The organism is Salinicoccus albus DSM 19776, from assembly GCF_000385175.1.
Taxonomy (GTDB): domain Bacteria; phylum Bacillota; class Bacilli; order Staphylococcales; family Salinicoccaceae; genus Salinicoccus; species Salinicoccus albus.
Genome location: NZ_ARQJ01000024.1, coordinates 51,999 through 69,242 on the forward strand (window position 1 = coordinate 51,999; position 17,244 = coordinate 69,242).

The following is a 17,244-nucleotide window of genomic DNA, read 5'->3' on the forward strand; positions in this document are numbered from 1 at the left end:
CCTGTCACAACAGGAAAACGAAAAAATCCTGAGTCCAATCATCAAAGTTGGACTCAGGATTTCTGTGCCTAAGTATTAGTGAATGAAGTTGTGGTTTGCAGCGGATGAAGCACTGATTGTTCTGAATGTCTTAACACCCTGGCCGCTGCCGAAATTCATTTCGGAAACAAGGATGGAACCGTCAGCGTTCACTTTTTCAACAATTGCAACGTGCCCCATGCCCCACGTATTATTTGTCCATGCATTTGCCTGCATGATGGCACCGACTGATGGTGAGTTATTGACTGTATATCCGTCAGCTCTCGCTTCGTCATCCCAGTTGTCAGCGTGCCCCCAGTCATTGCCAACGGGTTTGCCCATCTCATCACGGCGTTCGAATACATACCATGTACATTCGCCCCACCAGTAATGGTTTGCCCCATTGCTGGTACTTGATGGTGCGGGAGCTGAAACATTTTGCGAAGCTGATTCAGAAGAACTATTATCGGAGGAAGCAGAACTGCTGCTCGAGGAAGAGCTGCCTGAAGAACTGCCGTTTACCGAAAGCGTCTGACCCGGATGGATAATGTGTGAGCTGATGTTGTTGTTGTTCATCAATGTTCTGTAGTTCATGCCGTGGGCTCTCGCGATTTTACTCAGTGTATCACCGGATTTGACTGTGTAAGTGCCGCCTGAGCTTGACTCGGAAGCACTGTCGGATGAAGTGTTTGACTGGCTGTCAGAAGAATCATCTGATGACTCACTTGATCCGCCGGAAACAGTTAAAGTCTGGTTGACAAGGATTAAATCGGATGACAGGTTATTCCAAGATTTAAGCTGGTCTACTGTAACGCCGTATTCCTGTGAAATTCCATAGAGCGTATCACCGCTGTCGACGGTGTATGTACTTGAAGCTTCTGCCTGGTCGGCCAGGCCATATGTAGTGAATGCTGCTGTCGCAGTGAGTGCTGTAACGAATTTTTTGTTCATAGTTTGATTCGACCTCCTGGGTATTGGATTATTTTATATAGTATGAATGCATCTTGTATGATTGTTCTGAACCGCTGTCTTTAATCACATCATTCATGGTAACAGATAAAAGTGCCAAAATGACCGATGTAATCGAACTGTAATATAAATAAAATATTAAGGTTATAAAATACGGGTGATTGTAATTTAAAAGAAAGAACAATGTGGTTGATGCAGTTGTTTAAGGGTATAATGGTGACGTAAACTTTTAATCGGAGGGTTTTTATCATGAGCAAAGATCGAAATTTACGCCTTGTCTGGCTTTATTTTATATATTATTGGGTTATTTTCGGTATCGGTACATACTTTGGCCAGTATCTCCCGGAATCATGGCGGCCGACGGCATCGATGGTGGTATTTGGCATTCTGATGATATCCCTGTTTGTAAGAGGGTTTAATCGCGCTGGTCCTGTCATCAGTCATTTTTACGCGATACTGATTGGCCTTGTTTCATACGGACTGTTCGAATCGTTTATAGAAGATTTTGGCTCGGGAATCTTTTACAGAGTAATCATACTGGGGGTACTGGTGTTTATATTCTTCGGTTTCATCGGTTATTTCTGGCTGGATGATGTGTCACACTGGGGTAAGTATTTGTTCATTGCCCTCCTCATTGTCATCTTTGCATCACTGATGAACTTTTTTATCAATTTACCGTACCTGTCACTGATCATTACGATCGCAGCGCTTGTGGTTTACGTCTGTTTTACAATGTATGACTTCAACCGCATTAAGAATAAAAAATACACCCCGCGGGTGATGGGCTTTCATCTTTTCATCAATCTGCTGATGATTATTAAACGGCTGCTCCGCCTGTACAGATATGTAAACAGCCGGCGTTAGATGATATATAATAGCATGGAAAATCGATTTGAAGGAAGATGAAGACTATGGGAAGAAAATGGAATAATATTAAAGAGAAAAAAGCGCAGAGGGATCAGGACACCAGCCGCATCTATGCTAAATTCGGCCGGGAAATTTATGCTGCCGCCAGAAAAGGGGCGCCGGACCCTGAAAGCAATCAGGCTTTAAAAGCCGTTCTGGACCGGGCGAAAACATATTCAGTGCCCAGGCATATTGTTGATAAAGCACTCGATAAGGCGGAGGGCAGCGATGACGATACGTACGATGAATTACGCTATGAGGGCTTTGGTCCGGCGGGTTCAATGATTATCGTGGATGCGCTCTCTGACAATGTGAACCGGACGGCATCGGAGGTCCGTGCAGCATTTGGGAAAAATAGCGGCAACATGGGTGTCAGCGGGTCGGTCAGTTACATGTTTGACCCGAAGGCGGTGTTTGTTTTCAATGGGTTCGATGCCGAAGAGACGATGCTTTATCTGATGGAAAACGATGTGGATGTTGATGATGTAACAGAAGAAAATGGATTTACCGTCGTTTATGCGGGTGCCCGGCGTTTCCATGACGTAAAACCGTCTCTGGATGAGATGGGGGTCGATGATTATGAAGTTGCTGAAACTTCTATGATCGCCCAGAGCGAAGCCTCCCTGGATGAAGCATCTTTGGAACAGTTCGAAAAACTGATTGAAGCGCTGGAAGATTTGGAAGACGTTTCAGACGTCCATCATAATGTAAATTTAGGTGTTCAGTAATATGAAAGGAGCGATTTTATGAATTTTGGATATGAAGGAAAAACTGTCGTTATTACCGGGTCCAGCAAAGGCATCGGCAGAGAGACAGCTGAACAGATGGTGAAACTCGGTGCCAGGGTCATGCTTGTTGCCAGAGGCTCTGAGACGCTGGAAAAAGCGAAGGCAGATATTTCCCAGTATGGTGAAGTGGACTGTATCCAGGCTGATGTCACCGAGGAAGGGGCAGCAGAAAAAGTCATTGATCACACGATTGATAAATTCGGCAGACTGGACGTGCTGATCAATAATGCCGGGGGTTCATTTGCCGAACCGTTTGAATCCCTGGAAGTTTCCGACTGGCAGCAGGATATTGATCTTAAATTGATGTCAGCCGTCAAAATGTCTAAAACAGCGTTGCCTTACATGAAACAAAACGGCGGCGCCATCCTTAATCTGACAGCAGTACTGGCAAAGACCCCATCCGCATCTTCGCTGCCGACAACCACTTCAAGAGCGGCCGGCATGGCGATGACAAAAGCGATGAGCAAGGATCTTGGCCGATACAATATCCGGGTGAATACTGTGTGTATCGGCCTGGTCAGGAGCGACCAGATTGAAAAGATCTGGCAGGCGGAATCGCCGGAATTAACATTTGAAGAATACGGTGCGCTCGACAAGTTCAATATCCCGCTTGGGAGGATAGGGGACACCGAAGAGGCAGCGAATGTCATTACGTTCCTCTGCTCCGACCTTGCTTCATATGTCAGCGGTGCGGCAGTAAACATTGACGGCGGCTCCGGACATGCATTGTAAAAAATGACGCTTTTTTGAGAATGAACGATAATATAACTTGGGGGCACTGATTTTGAGCGACCCGGGTTTTGGAACAACAGCAGCTGAAAGTTTGCCATATTGGGTCTGGGGCAGCAGTATTAAACCCTTATCTCTTAACATCCTTTCTAAAATTTCTGTATAATTAAGGGAAGGAGATGAGTGTGATGAAGACCAAGTATCTCGATAAAAGAGGATGGAGACGTCTCCTCCAGTCCAATTACCATGAAAAGATCATCAATTACAAAGGTGAAAAAATCCTGACAGGCATCATTGATATCATAGAAGTCAGATCGCCCTTGACGGTGCCGGTTCTTGATAAAGATGTACTGGTATGTGACGACGGCTATCACTGGCTGCAGATATTACCGGAGGGCAGGAACTACAGCATGACTGTCATGTATGATGATGATTGGAATACGCTCCAGTATTATTTCGATATCAATTATAAACATATACTCGAACCTGCCAATGCCAGACGGAAGGATATATATCTTGATGTTCTGGCACTGCCGGACGGACGATGTGAACTGGTGGATCAGAGGGATTTGGAGCTTGCAAAGCTGCGGGGTGAGATAGCAGGGGATCTGTATAATTTTGCGTACAAGACCGCCCGCCATATCATGGATGAGATCGACCGGGACTTCAGTCAGTTTGAGGCGCTGGTATCACACTGTTTGAACGCATTGAAAGGGCAATGAACAAAGTCATTGAGAAGACGCCGGAATCATTTGACCCCGGCGTCTTCCCCTGTGCCATTCTAGTTAAAGTATCTAATTGCTGACAAAATCCCCGCCGTTGACATGAATGACCTGCCCGGTCATGTAGCTGGCATCCTGCGAAGCGAGGAATACATAGGCGGGCCCCAGCTCACTTGGCTGACCCCGGCGGCCCAGCGGTGTGTTACCCCCCTGTTTCTCCACTTTTTCAGCATCAAATGAGGCCGGGATGATTGGTGTGTAGATGGGTCCGGGGGCCACTGCATTCACCCGGATGCCGTTACCGGCCTGGTTTTCAGACAAAGACCGGGTGAAGGCGCTGATTGCTCCATTAGTTGCGGAGTATTCTATAAGTCCCGGCGATCCTCTGTACGCAGTGACGCTTGTCGTATTAATGATTGTATCATTCTTATCCAGATGGGGGAGGACGGCCTGTGCCATAAAAATGATGCCGTAGACGTTTGTCTCAAAAGTGTCTTTTAACTGCGGCTCACTCACATCGAGAAAATCTGAGGTTGGATACTGGACACCCGCGTGATTGACCAGGATATTGATCTTACCCAGCTTATCTAAAGTGAAATTGACCAGTTTATGGCACTCTGATCTGCGCTTAACATCAAAAGAGAAAGTTTCACATTTTACCCCGTGGGCCTCAACCAGTGCTTTTGTTTCTTCGGCGTCTTCGTGTTCATCAAGGTATCCAATGACAACATCCGCCCCTTCTTTGGCATACAAAATGGCAACCGCACGGCCGATACCGGAATCGCCGCCTGTAATCACAGCCGCTTGGCCTCTGAGTTTCCCGCTGCCCTTATAATAGTCAGCTTCATAAATAGGCCTGGGTGTCATATCTTTTTCTATGCCCGGCTGTCTTTCCTGTGTATAACCTTCTATGTTTTCATCAATCTTTTCAAATTTATCCCTGTCATCCATACTAAAAGATACCTCCTCTTTGTGTATACATTAAAAAGATACCCTTAAAACGCTCCATCGACACATTTATAGTTATCGATTGAATAATATGTATTTTATGATAAGATTCTCTTATGTATGAAAGGGTGTTGGCTATGAAAGTTGATGATTACAGACTGCTGGTGACATTGGATGAGACAAGGACTTTAAGGCGGGCGGCTGAAAAATTATTCATTTCCCAGCCTGCTGTCAGTCAGCGGCTGAGATCCATAGAAGATGAATGGGGCGTTAAAATCTTTATCCGTACGAAAAAGGAATTGTATATCACCGGTGAAGGGGAGAAGATTATTGAGCATGCCAGAAATGTAGTGGACAGAGAGGCTCACGTCAAAGAATATATCAGGATTAATCAAAACTCTGTCCAGGGGAATCTTTCAATCGGCGTTTCCTCTTTAATCGGACATACGATCCTGCCGGAAATTCTTGCCCAGTATTTAAAATTGTATCCCAATGTAAATATAAAGATCAAAGTCGGTTCTTCACAGCAGATTGTTGAGGAACAGAATGATTTTCATATTGCGATTGTCAGAGGCAACCACATCATGAATAAACAGAATGAGCTGCTTTTTGTCGACCGTCATTTTTTGGTGACACCCAAATCCGGGGAAGACGGAAAGATGCTGCCTGTGATAGAGTTCCAGGCGGATCCCATTTATATCAGTGAGATTGAGCAGTACTTTGAATATAAATTTAACCGCAAGTATGATCCACAGATAAAAGTGGATCAGATAGCCACCTGCCGTGCAATGCTGCTGGAAGGTATCGGTGTAACCGTGCTGCCTGAAATTGTGCTCGAGGGTTTTGAAACTGATAAATTCCATCTGGATGAAGCCATGTATGAAAATCGGCCGATCACAAGGGAAACCTATATCGCGTATGACAACAGCGTGCTCGAACTGCCACAGGTCAAAGCATTCCTCACACTGGTCCGTACTTTCGTAAATGCATCATAAACGTCGGGTAAAACCTGCCGGGTCTTTTTTACTGCATATATCCTGGCGGATGTGTGACAATGAATATATAATTAACGTGACGAAAAAATGATAAAGGAGACATTTGATGGAAATTCTTTGGTGGCTCATCATTGCTGCATCGTTTATCATCGGTTTTGCAGGACTCATTTTCCCTGTAGTGCCGGCGGTTTTGATGTTTTGGATCGGATTTTTAGTATTCCATTTCCTCATTGACAGTGACGCGTTGTCCTGGATATTCTGGGTGCTCGCAATAGTGCTGACCGTTCTGGTGTTCGTCAGTGATATCATCGCTAACAGCTATTTTGTAAAACGTTACGGCGGCTCGAAAAGCGGCGAATACGCTGCCATTATCGGCGTCATCTTCGGAATGTTCATCTATCCGCCGTTCGGCGTGATTTTCGTTCCATTTATATTGGTGATGATTGTCGAAGCCATCGGTTCCAGAGATATGAATCAGGCATTGAAAGCATCCGTCGGGTCGCTGCTTGCATTCTTATCGAGTTCAATTTTCAATGGTGTCATTTATACATTGATGGTTATCTGGTTCCTTTTGGACGCACTATTATTCTGACCGCGAAAAACATACTGAATGTAAAAAACCTGACTCAACTTGAGTCAGGTTTTTTACCTATGATCAGTTTTTGGCATCTTCGAGCTCTTTGCCTGTGGATTCATTGTCGCCGCCTTCTTCATCCAGTGCTTTGCGGACATCTGTCATTTCGTAAGTCGGCTTGTGTCTGCCGGATTGAATGTCCTTCGCGTAATGACAGGCCACGTCATGGCTGCCTGTCATTACACTGTCTTTCTCTTCCAGCAGCGGCTCTTCCGTTTTGCATTTGTCTGTCGCATAGGGGCACCTTGTATGGAAGCGGCACCCCTGCGGCGGATCAATCGGGGATGGCACATCTCCCCGGAGGAAGATTCTTTCGGATTTATTCTTCGGATCCGGTACCGGAATTGCAGATAAGAGTGCTTTGGTATACGGATGCTGCGGGTTTTCGAAAATTGCTTTCGTATCTCCGGATTCCACAACTTTGCCGAGGTACATGACGACGATGCGGTCTGAAATATGTCTGACCACCCCGAGGTCATGAGCGATGAACATGTAGGTCAGATCATACTCACGCTGTAATTTTTTCAGCAGATTCAGAACCTGTGCCTGTATGGAAACATCCAGTGCACTGACTGCTTCGTCACAGATAATGAGTTTAGGATTCACTGACAAAGCGCGGGCAATACCGATACGCTGGCGCTGTCCGCCTGAAAATTCATGCGGGAAGCGGTCAATTTGGTGCCTCTGAAGTCCAACGGTTTCCATCAACTCAATAATGCGGTCATTGCGCTCGTTTTTCGGAACAACATCCTGTATTTCCATGGCTTCATTCAGCGTCTGTCTCACCGTTTTACGCGGGTTCAAAGAAGCATAGGGGTCCTGGAAGATGATCTGCATTTCACTTCTCATCTTACGCATTTCGTTTTTGTTCATTGATACTATGTCCTGACCGTCAAACTCAATTTTCCCTTCCGTCGGTTCGTCAAGTCTTAAAATCGCCCGGCCGGTCGTGGATTTACCACACCCGGACTCCCCGACGACCGACACCGTTTCCCCCTTGTTGATTGTAAATGATACATCATCAACAGCTTTGACATGGTTGACAGTCCGTCCGAGGAAACCGCCTTTGATCGGAAAGTATTGCTTCAGGTTCGCCACTTTAAGAAGTTGATTCTCTGTCATAAACCTTCACTCCCTTCTCTCCGTCCCACTGGTCAGTGTATATCCAGCACCTGACATCGTTGCCGTCTTCCTGGGTTTCGAGTGCAGGCATCTGGCTGCATATATTGGAGGCGTGCGGACAGCGGGGCGCGAATCTGCAGCCCGCCGGCATTTCATCCGGCGCCGGCACGCTCCCTTTAATTGGAATCAATTCATCCTGGTCCATATCGTGACGCGGCAGTGAGTTCAACAGGCCGACAGTGTAAGGATGTTTCGGATTATCAAATAATGTCTCTACATCGGCGTATTCTACGATTTGGCCGCAATACATGACCGCGACATAATCGCATGTTTCTGCGATCACTCCCAGATCGTGTGTAATCATAATCACGCTCATGCCGATTTCTTCCTGTAGTTCTTTGATCAGTTCCAGAATCTGCGATTGAATGGTTACATCAAGGGCTGTTGTCGGTTCATCTGCGATCAGGAGTTCCGGTTTGCAGGCAAGCGCCATAGCGATCATGACACGCTGCCGCATCCCCCCGGACAACTCGTAAGGATATTGGTCGATACGTTTATCCGGCGAAGGAATACCTACCATTTCAAGCATTTCTATCGCACGTTTTGTGCCTTCTTTTTTACCCAGCCCCTCGTGGATCTTGTATGATTCTCTCAGCTGCTGGCCGATGGTATAAACCGGGTTAAGTGAAGTCATCGGCTCCTGGAAGATCATGGAGATTTCGTTTCCCCGGATATTTCTCATACGGGAAGGTTTAACATCCGTGAGTTCTTCACCGTTAAAATCAATGCTGCCCCCGACAATTTTGCCCGGGTCATCGATGAGCTGTAAGATCGACAGCGCGCTGATACTCTTGCCGGAACCGGACTCTCCAACGATGCCCAGAGTTTTTCCCTCAGGCACTTGGAGTGTCACGCCATCGACGGCTTTGATTTCATTCCCCTCTACAAAGAATGAAGTTCTGAGATCGTTTATATCAAGTATATTTTCAGACATATATGTCACTCCCAACTTAGTTTAAGTCTACGCGTTTGTTCAACAGTCTGTATGAGATATCCACGATGAGGTTCACAAATACGAAACTGACTGCAATGACGAGCACTGCTCCCTGCACAACAGGGAAGTCTCTCTGCAATATGGAATCGATGATCAGTCTGCCCAATCCATTAATGGCGAATACACTCTCTGTCAGTATGGAGCCGCCAAGGAAGTAACCGAACTGAAGTCCGATGACAGTCACAACCGGAATCATTGCATTTTTCAGGGCGTGACGGAAGATGACCGTCCGTTCTTTGACCCCTTTGGCACGGGCCGTACGGATATAATCCTGCTGGATGACATCAAGCATGCTGCTGCGTGTCATACGTGCAATAATGGCAGCGCCTGCAGTGCCAAGCGAGATGACTGGCAGCAGAAGCTGATCAGCATTTCCCCAGCCTGTCGGGGCAAACCATCCGAGTTCGATGGCGAACCATTGGATGAGCATCAGCCCGAGCCAGAAGTTTGGCATGGACAGACCGAAAAGTGTAATGATCATCAATGTAACATCATAGAAAGAGTATTGTTTAATTGCAGAAACAATACCGGCCAAAAGACCAAGCACTACTGTAAAAATTGTTGAATATATCGTAAGTTCCAGAGTGATGAGGAATCTTGGCTGAATATGATCGAATACCGGTATGTTATCACGTACTGAAACACCGAAATCCAGCTGAGCGGCATTTCCCAGAAAATTAAGATATTGTATGTGCAATGGATCGTTCAATCCAAGCCGCTGTTCGATCGCTTTTACTGTTGCTTCTGGTGCACTTTCACCGGCCATGATTACAGCAGGGTTACCCGGAGTCAGATGCATCAGACTGAAGACCAGAATCGTAACCCCGAGCAGTACCGGGATGAGCTGCAGTAATCTGCGAATAATAAACGTAGTCATGTAATGCCTCCTATTTCCTCAATTTAGGATCAAATGCATCCCTTAATCCGTCTCCGAATAAGTTAAACGCAAGTACGACAATGACGATCATCATACCCGGGAAGAAAGTGATGTGGGCTGCCTGATACATATAGTTTCTGCCATCGTTGAGCATCGCCCCCCATTCCGGTGTTGGCGGCTGCACCCCGAGTCCGAGGAAGGAAAGTCCTGCTGCTGAGAGAATTGCTGTAGCGATGAATAACGTTGTATTTACAATGATCGGCGACATGATGTTCGGCAGAATATGCTGGAAAATGATTTTTCCGTCTCTGGCTCCGAGCGCGCGTATCGCATCGACGTATTCCAGTTTTTTAGTCGTCAATGTAGATCCGCGTACAATCCGTGCAAATTGCGGGACTGCACCGATAGCGATGGCGATTGTGACGTTAATCGTGCTGCCTCCGAGAACACTGACGATAGCAAGTGCGAGCAGTATGCCCGGGAAAGCCAGCAGTATATCCATGATTCTCATAATAATCGTGTCCAGCCATTTGCCATAGTAACCTGCAAGAATACCTAGCGGAACGCCGATAATTCCCGCGAGAAATGTTGCTGTAAAACCTACCCCTAATGTTATGTACATCCCATGAAGTATGCGGATAAAGATATCCCGGCCCAGATGATCGGTACCGAACCAATACTGCGCCGAAGGCCCCTCGAGCTTATCTGTGAGATTAGTGGCGCTGGAACTTGTGCCTGTAATACCGTAATTGGCATCCAGCGCACCGAAAATTGACACAAAGAAAAAGAGTACCAGTACGTAGAAACCCACGAGGGCAGACTTGTTCTTCCTCAGACGTTTGAAGAAGTCTTTCATACCTTTGACTCTGGGATTGACTTCTTTGATTTTCTGAGTCGTATTTTCTGAAGCGACTGCCATTTGTTGACCCCCTAATAATTCTGATTGAATTTATTAAAAATTCTTGAAATGCTCTAAAAGTAATAATATCGGTTTAGAACGTATATATCAATATATTTTCAAAATTAATGAAAAGGCTACCAAAAATTTACTATTGAAAAATATATAAATGTGTAATAAATTCCCATTCATTTTCAATTCAATTATGAATTTTTGTAAAAACTTTATTGAAGAAAATAGACCTATGTAATATTATTGATATACTATTAAATTATACTAAAAAAGTATGGTTTAGGGTTATCAGAAAGGAGATGTGTTAGTTGAAAAAAGTTTCAAGCTTATTGCTGTTTGCACTTATACTGGTTCTTACTGCTTGTACAGACGATAGCGAAGTGGAACCACAGGAGGGTACAGCTGACGAAGCAGCAGAGAGTGGCGGGGATCTGGTCGTTTCCACTGCCAGTGACCTTGTGTCTCTAGATCCGCACGGAAGTAATGATCTGCCATCAGATCAGGTGAGAGGAACAATCTATGACGGCCTGGTCAAACATAATGATGACCTCGGAATTGAACCGCAGCTGGCTGAAGACTGGGAACAGACTGATGATCATACATGGGTGTTTACCTTGAGGGAAGATGTTACTTTCCATGACGGCAGTGAATTCAATGCTGAAGTGGTCAAAGCGAACCTGGACCGCGTGGTGGATCCCGCTGTCGCCTCGTCCCGCGTGAATATTTTCGAAATGATTGAAACGGTTAATGTACTTGATGACTACCAGGTAGAAATTGTTACTGCCTATCCGTTTGCCCCGCTGCTGAATCACCTTGCCCATGACGGTGGTGGGATGATCAGTAAGGAAGTCATCGATGAAGACTACCAGTATGCGATTGACGAGGCCGGTCTGGATATAACTGCAGAAGAAATTTATGAAATGCGTGAATCAGACCCCGAAGAATATGAAAATGTGTCAGACAACATCTCCGAATATTTACATACGATTGTGGAACAGAACCCTGTGGGCACCGGGTATCTTCAATTTGAGGACAGAAGTCCGGGAGAACAGACAGAACTTACCCGTTATGATGAGTTTTGGGGCGAGCCTGCGACCCTTGATACAGTGACTTTTAAAGTGGTTGCTGAAACAGGGTCCAGAATTGCTGAGCTGGAAACAGGTAGCTCGCATGTGATTACCGGATTTGAACCGTCAAATGTTGAAAGGATCGAAAACCACGAAGAAACAAATATGTACACGCTGCATAATATTGCGATGGAATTCATTGGCTTTAATACTTCAAAAGAGCCGCTTGATGATAAGAGGGTTAGGCAGGCAATCTCCCATATGGTAGATAAGGAAGAAGTCATTAATGGTATATACAGCGGAACGGGGAAGATTATGGATGGACCGTTGCAACCTGAGGTGCTCGGGTATGAAGAGAACATCGAAGGACTTGACTATGATGTCGATCGTGCCCGGGAACTGATGGAAGAAGCGGGTTATGAAGACGGCTTTGAGATTTCCATCATCACTAACGAGGCACCGGAAAGAGTCGATCTCGCTGTATTTCTGCAGGAGCAGCTGAGGGAAATTAATATTGAAGCCACTGTGGACCAGTACGAATGGGGAGCTTATCTCGAAGCTGCATCCACAGGGGACCATGAGATCTTTATCCTGGGGTGGCCAAACTCAACAGGCGATCCAGATAATGGACTCTGGCCATTGTTCCATTCTTCCATGACAGGCAATCAGGGTAATCGATCATTCCTGGTGCATGATGAAGTGGACCAGCTTCTGGAAGAAGGAAGGCAGACGTCCGATGATGAAGAACGCGAAGAAATTTATCAGGAAGTGCAGGAAGTCCTGATTGATGAAGCACCGATGATCTACTTGCGTCAAGCAGAAAGCATGAACGCTTACAGAGACGAGGTGGAGGGCCTTTATATCGACCGTTTCAATCGACCGGACTTCAGCGAAGTGACAATTGAACAGTAAGAATATCTTCCTGATCCGGAAAATGATTTCAGCTTCTAATTTGTTATGCAAAACCGACATTATAATATCACATTATATTTCTGAATATTCTCTATTGAAAGAATAATCTCTATAGTATAATATGATTTTATCAAATAATAAGGTGAAGTGTTAATGCCTTTTGGGGGATGCGTAATAATGAAATATTTTTGGAAGTTATTTTTATTCAGCGTGATTGTTTTAGTGCTGGCAGCCTGTACGGATGACAGTGAAGTCGAACCGGAAAATGGCGAGGGCACATCTGGAGAAGGCGGGGCTGAGGAAGCCTCCGGCGGAGATCTGGTGATGGCCTTCCCGAGTGATGCTGTTTCCATGGACCCGCATGGCAGTAACGATGTACCTTCAGAGCAGGTGCGGGACACTATTTATGAAGGTCTTGTAGACTTGGATGAGAACCTGGAAGCTGTCCCGGCACTCGCCACTGAATGGGAGCAGGTGGATGATACCACGTGGGAGTTTACGCTGCGGGAAGGTGTCACGTTCCATGATGGTTCGGAATTTAATGCAGAAGTGGTAAAAGCGAATATTGATCGTCTGCAGGATGCTGCCACTGCTTCGCCAAGAGCATTCATGCTTGATATGGTCTCCGAAGTAAACGTGGTGGATGACTATACAGTTGAAATTGTGACTGAGTATCCATTTTCTCCATTGCTTAACAATTTAAGCCATGGGGCAGGGAAAATGGTCAGCAAAGATCTGATTGATGAAGATTACCAGAACGCAATCGATGAATCAGGTCTTGATATGACATTGGAAGCGTATTACGAAGCACGCGAAGCAGGAGGAGAGGATCACGAGGAGGCAGCGCAGCAAATTGGGGGGAATATCGGAACCATAGTCGAGCAGAACCCTGTCGGTACAAATTACCTGCAATTTGACAGCAGAAGTGCGGGAGAACGTACAGAACTTGTGGCGAATGAAGATTACTGGGATGGCCCGCCGACGATTGATTCAGCAACATTTAAGGTGGTCTCAGAAACTGCATCCAGAATTGCTGAACTTGAAACAGGCGATTCAGACTTTATCGCGCAGGTCGAGTCCAGCAACATTGAACGCGTTGAGAGTAATCAGGACGCAACGCTTGAGAGAACGGATTCCCTGTCTATTGACTACCTCGGGTTCAATACAAATCAGGAACCGTTTGATGACCCGCTTGTACGTCGGGCCATCACCCATGCGTTTGATAAGGAAGCCGTTTTATCCGGCGTCTATAACAATTCAGGCACACCCGCTGTCGCGCCGCTTGCACCGGGAATGCTGGGACATGATGAAAATCTGGAAGGCCTTGAATATGATATGGAACGGGCCAGGGAACTTCTGGCAGAAGCGGGTTATGAAGATGGTTTTGATGTGAATCTGATGGTGAATGACGATAACCCGGAAAGGGTCGACATGGCCGTATGGCTGCAGGAATCACTGGCGGAATTGGATATCAATGTCAATATCGAACAGGTTGAGTGGGGTTCATATCTCGAACTGACAGGCAATGGTGAACATGACATGTTCATCCTGGGCTGGTCCAACTCAACAGGAGATCCTGATAATGGTATCTCCCCGCTGTTCCATTCAGATAATTTAGGTGCTCCGGGGAACCGTTCATTCTTTGAAAATGATGAGCTGGATCAGCTGCTGGATGAAGGCGCCCAAGAGTCAGATGAAGCGGCACGTGAGGAGATCTATATGCAGGCACAGGAACTGCTTGTGGAAGAAGCCCCGGCGATTTTCGTCAGGCACTCAGAAAATCTCAATGCGTATCATAACGGTGTGGAAGGGCTTGAGATCGGCAGGGACAACATCTTTGATCTGCGCAATGTCACGATAGAATGATTTCTTAAAAATAATAATGAATTTGAAAGAATTTAATATGAAGACAGCCGCCGTGATTACAAATCCGGCGGTTTTTAAATTTTCTGCTGTTACTATTATTGTAAAAAATATGAAAATTCCATCTTGAATGCGCTTACGTCTTCATGTATCATGAAATTGATTAAATGTTCATATTTAATTAATAATTATTAGGGGGAAATAGAATGAAAAATTTAAAACAGCTGCTATTGTTAAGCTTTGTTTTAATTTTGTCATTTGCTCTGGCAGCCTGTACGGACGACAGTCAAGTCGAGCCGGAAGAAGGCTCCGGAGATTCTGCGGATTCAGGTGAATCCGGCGGAGAGTCCGGTAATGGAAGTGAATCCGGCGGAGAAGGCGGACAGGGCGGAGATCTGGTCATTTCAGAAATGAGTGACATCGTAAGTCTTGATCCGCATGGTAATAATGATGTGCCATCAAGTAATGTTCGTTCCAACATTTATGAGACGTTGACCACACTTGATGAAAATATGGAAGTCCAGCCGGGACTGGCGACCGAGTGGGAAGAGGTTGACGATACCACTTGGAGATTTACACTTAAGGAAGGCGTAATGTTCCATGATGGTACGGAATTCACGGCTGAAGCGGTCGCTGCGAATCTTAACCGTATTATGGATCCGGCGATGGGCTCACCACGTATGTTCCTTTATGAGATGATTACGGATGTTGAACCGGTGGATGATTATACTGTTGAAATCACAACGGAATATCCATTTGCGCCATTGCTTTCGCACCTGGCACATGATGCCGGCGGCATGCTGAGCCCGGAAGTCATCGACACGGACTACGAACAGGCGCTTGAAGGCCAGGACGTCACGCTTGAAGAGTACTATGAGCTGCGTGAAGAAGGCGGCGAAGAGCACGAAGAAATCGCAAACGCAATTGGTGAAGACATGGGTACATATTCTGGTGAGAATGCAATCGGCACGGGGCCATTCCAGGTCCAGTCTCGTTCTCCGGGTGAAAATGTCGTTCTGGAAAGAAATGATGATTACCACGAAGAACCGGTTGCATTGGACACCGTAGAATTTAAAGTCGTACCTGAGACAGCGGCACGTATTGCAGAGATTGAAACAGGGGACAGTCATATCGCAGGCTCAGTCGAATCCAACAACATGGACCGCGTGGAGCAGCATGAACAGACCTATCTGGACGAAACAGAGCTGCTTTCGACTTCATACGTCGGTTTCAATACTGAAGTAGAGCCGCTCGATGATGAAAGAGTCCGCCAGGCCATTTCTCATGCGGTCGACCGCGAAGAGATCATTAACGGTGTTTATGATGGCGTCGGCATTCCTGCCGAAGGTCCTCTGGCGCCGGGTACGTTCGGTTATGATGAGAATGTTGAAGGTCTGACCTATGACTTAGAACGCGCACAGGAACTGATGGCAGAAGCAGGTTATGAAGATGGTTTCTCCATTGAAATCATGACCAATGACGAAGCGCAGCGTGTGAACACTGCTGTCTATCTGCAGGAGGCGCTTGCGGAGATCAACATCGATGTAGAAGTGCAGCAGGTGGAATGGGGTGCGTACCTGGAACAGACAGCCCAGGGTGAACATGAGATGTTCGTACTTGGCTGGTCTACGGTAACGGGTGACGCGGACTACGGCATGTATCCGCTCTTCCATTCCGACATGCACGGCGACCCGGGCAACCGTTCATTCATTTCTAACGATGAACTGGATTCGCTCCTGGAAGAAGGACGGATGGAAACCGATCCGGAAGCACGCCAGGAAATCTATACTGAAGCACAGGAATTGCTGACAGAGCTTGCGCCGCAGATCAACATTCACCACACCAGTCAATTGACGGGTGTCCGCAACGATGTTCAGAATTTCGAAGTGGATGCACTGGGTATCTATCAGCTGGACGAAGTGACATTAAGTGAATAATCGCAATGATTTTGGCACTCTGCGCTTTGAGCAGGGTGCTTTTTTTGGTTGTTATTTTTAAACACGCACAGGGAATGGTATAATGTAAAAGAAGAAGTGCGAAGGGTGATTTGGATGAAACGCATGGCGGTGATGGTCCTGATACTTGCTGTTTCCGGATGTGGAAATGAGGAAAGTCAGGCGGAGAAGGATTTAGATGCAGTGACAGAGGAAAATGCAGAACTTGAGGATAAGATACAAAATCTTCAGAGTGAGAACGACCAGATTGAAAAGAATATCCAGGTTAAAGAAAAGGAACTTGAAGAGATGCAAAATGAAGATGACAGCGGCAGCAGTCAGTCAGAAGAGGAATGATATCCCTGTGATGTTCATCCATCCGTAAGCAGAAAATATAAGACACCATAATTATTATGATTGGAGACCCGTTTATGCATGAAAACAAATTTAATATCGTAGAAGGCAGAGTCATGGTACTGGAAGCGCTGAAACAGGAAGTTCAGGAAATAACAGGGATGACTGTCAGGCATTTTGATGCATTGAAGTCCAGGGTGGTGGCTCAAAAGCCAAACCCCGACCAGCATTTTGAAACATTCAACATGAGGTTTGATTTTGAGGAATCTGCAGACTATGTAGACGTAGTATTTACCACGGACAAGAAAACAAAGATTGACGATTATGATTTCGAACGTGATGAGGTAAAAGTGCAGCTTTTATCATATAGAAGGGTGGAAGCACCTCAGGATAATGAAAGTAAGAAGGTGGAAGAGTAAGAGGGATAGCAACTTCTTTCTCT

At 46.0% G+C, this 17,244-nt stretch carries 17 protein-coding genes; 11 read left to right on the plus strand and 6 right to left on the minus strand.

Going from position 1 to position 17,244, the window contains the following annotated elements:
- Positions 1-75 precede the first annotated feature (75 nt).
- Complete coding sequence (locus G343_RS0104815) at positions 76-969, minus strand: LysM peptidoglycan-binding domain-containing protein (protein ID WP_020006986.1); 894 nt, start codon at positions 967-969, stop codon at positions 76-78.
- A 267-nt stretch (positions 970-1,236) separates the two neighbouring features.
- Here G343_RS0104815 and G343_RS14300 point away from each other — a divergent pair, with 267 nt between their 5' ends.
- The 4 genes from G343_RS14300 (at position 1,237) to G343_RS0104835 (ending at position 4,132) form a co-directional block, all read left to right on the plus strand.
- Entirely contained in the window at positions 1,237-1,851 is a 615-nt protein-coding gene (locus G343_RS14300) for a Bax inhibitor-1/YccA family protein (protein ID WP_020006987.1), read from the plus strand.
- 47 nt (positions 1,852-1,898) lie between these two features.
- The gene (locus G343_RS0104825) at positions 1,899-2,621 is read left to right on the plus strand and encodes a YebC/PmpR family DNA-binding transcriptional regulator (protein WP_020006988.1); all 723 of its coding nucleotides are present in this window, start codon (positions 1,899-1,901) and stop codon (positions 2,619-2,621) included.
- A gap of 18 nt (positions 2,622-2,639) precedes the next feature.
- Positions 2,640-3,413, plus strand: coding sequence for an SDR family NAD(P)-dependent oxidoreductase (locus G343_RS0104830; protein ID WP_020006989.1), 774 nt, complete (start codon positions 2,640-2,642; stop codon positions 3,411-3,413).
- Positions 3,414-3,598: 185 nt separating this feature from the next.
- Positions 3,599-4,132 (plus strand): ribonuclease FAU-1 family protein, encoded by a 534-nt coding sequence (locus tag G343_RS0104835; RefSeq protein WP_020006990.1) that lies wholly within the window; start codon positions 3,599-3,601, stop codon positions 4,130-4,132.
- Between the two features lie 72 nt (positions 4,133-4,204).
- On the opposite strand, the gene G343_RS0104840 is transcribed toward G343_RS0104835, so the two are convergent.
- Positions 4,205-5,083 carry an SDR family oxidoreductase gene (locus tag G343_RS0104840; RefSeq protein ID WP_020006991.1) on the minus strand — a complete coding sequence of 293 codons (879 nt, stop codon included), beginning with the start codon at positions 5,081-5,083 and terminating at the stop codon, positions 4,205-4,207.
- Positions 5,084-5,217: 134 nt separating this feature from the next.
- On the opposite strand from G343_RS0104840, the gene G343_RS0104845 reads away from it, so the two are divergent.
- Together G343_RS0104845 and G343_RS0104850 are read left to right on the plus strand one after the other, a co-directional pair.
- Positions 5,218-6,075, plus strand: a complete 858-nt coding sequence (locus tag G343_RS0104845) for a LysR family transcriptional regulator (protein WP_020006992.1) — start codon at positions 5,218-5,220, stop codon at positions 6,073-6,075.
- Positions 6,076-6,181: 106 nt separating this feature from the next.
- Positions 6,182-6,667 carry a DUF456 domain-containing protein gene (locus tag G343_RS0104850; RefSeq protein ID WP_020006993.1) on the plus strand — a complete coding sequence of 162 codons (486 nt, stop codon included), beginning with the start codon at positions 6,182-6,184 and terminating at the stop codon, positions 6,665-6,667.
- Between the two features lie 63 nt (positions 6,668-6,730).
- Here the strand turns inward: G343_RS0104850 and G343_RS0104855 are convergent, their stop codons facing one another.
- From G343_RS0104855 to G343_RS0104870, 4 genes are read right to left on the minus strand one after another with little or no spacing between them, the layout of a single operon-like run.
- A complete protein-coding gene (locus G343_RS0104855) occupies positions 6,731-7,831 on the minus strand; it encodes an ABC transporter ATP-binding protein (protein ID WP_020006994.1) in 1,101 nt (366 codons plus the stop codon).
- Entirely contained in the window at positions 7,809-8,825 is a 1,017-nt protein-coding gene (locus G343_RS0104860; RefSeq protein WP_020006995.1) for an ABC transporter ATP-binding protein, read from the minus strand. Before G343_RS0104860 ends, G343_RS0104855 begins: the two co-directional genes overlap by 23 nt.
- Positions 8,826-8,841: 16 nt before the next feature.
- Entirely contained in the window at positions 8,842-9,762 is a 921-nt protein-coding gene (locus G343_RS0104865; protein WP_020006996.1) for an ABC transporter permease, read from the minus strand.
- Between the two features lie 10 nt (positions 9,763-9,772).
- The gene (locus G343_RS0104870) at positions 9,773-10,681 is read right to left on the minus strand and encodes an ABC transporter permease (RefSeq protein WP_020006997.1); all 909 of its coding nucleotides are present in this window, start codon (positions 10,679-10,681) and stop codon (positions 9,773-9,775) included.
- A 299-nt stretch (positions 10,682-10,980) separates the two neighbouring features.
- On the opposite strand from G343_RS0104870, the gene G343_RS0104875 reads away from it, so the two are divergent.
- The 5 genes from G343_RS0104875 to G343_RS0104895 all read left to right on the plus strand — a co-directional run bounded on the left by G343_RS0104875 (position 10,981) and on the right by G343_RS0104895 (position 17,221).
- Positions 10,981-12,651 (plus strand): glutathione ABC transporter substrate-binding protein, encoded by a 1,671-nt coding sequence (locus G343_RS0104875; RefSeq protein ID WP_020006998.1) that lies wholly within the window; start codon positions 10,981-10,983, stop codon positions 12,649-12,651.
- A 177-nt stretch (positions 12,652-12,828) separates the two neighbouring features.
- On the plus strand, positions 12,829-14,517 hold the full coding sequence (locus G343_RS0104880; RefSeq protein WP_020006999.1) for a glutathione ABC transporter substrate-binding protein: 1,689 nt from the start codon (positions 12,829-12,831) through the stop codon (positions 14,515-14,517).
- Positions 14,518-14,720: 203 nt separating this feature from the next.
- Positions 14,721-16,451 carry a glutathione ABC transporter substrate-binding protein gene (locus G343_RS0104885; protein WP_020007000.1) on the plus strand — a complete coding sequence of 577 codons (1,731 nt, stop codon included), beginning with the start codon at positions 14,721-14,723 and terminating at the stop codon, positions 16,449-16,451.
- A gap of 114 nt (positions 16,452-16,565) precedes the next feature.
- Positions 16,566-16,805: a hypothetical protein gene (locus G343_RS0104890; RefSeq protein WP_020007001.1), complete on the plus strand. Its 240-nt coding sequence runs from the start codon at positions 16,566-16,568 to the stop codon at positions 16,803-16,805.
- Positions 16,806-16,879: 74 nt separating this feature from the next.
- Positions 16,880-17,221, plus strand: a complete 342-nt coding sequence (locus G343_RS0104895; protein ID WP_020007002.1) for a hypothetical protein — start codon at positions 16,880-16,882, stop codon at positions 17,219-17,221.
- The last annotated feature ends 23 nt before the right edge of the window (positions 17,222-17,244 follow it).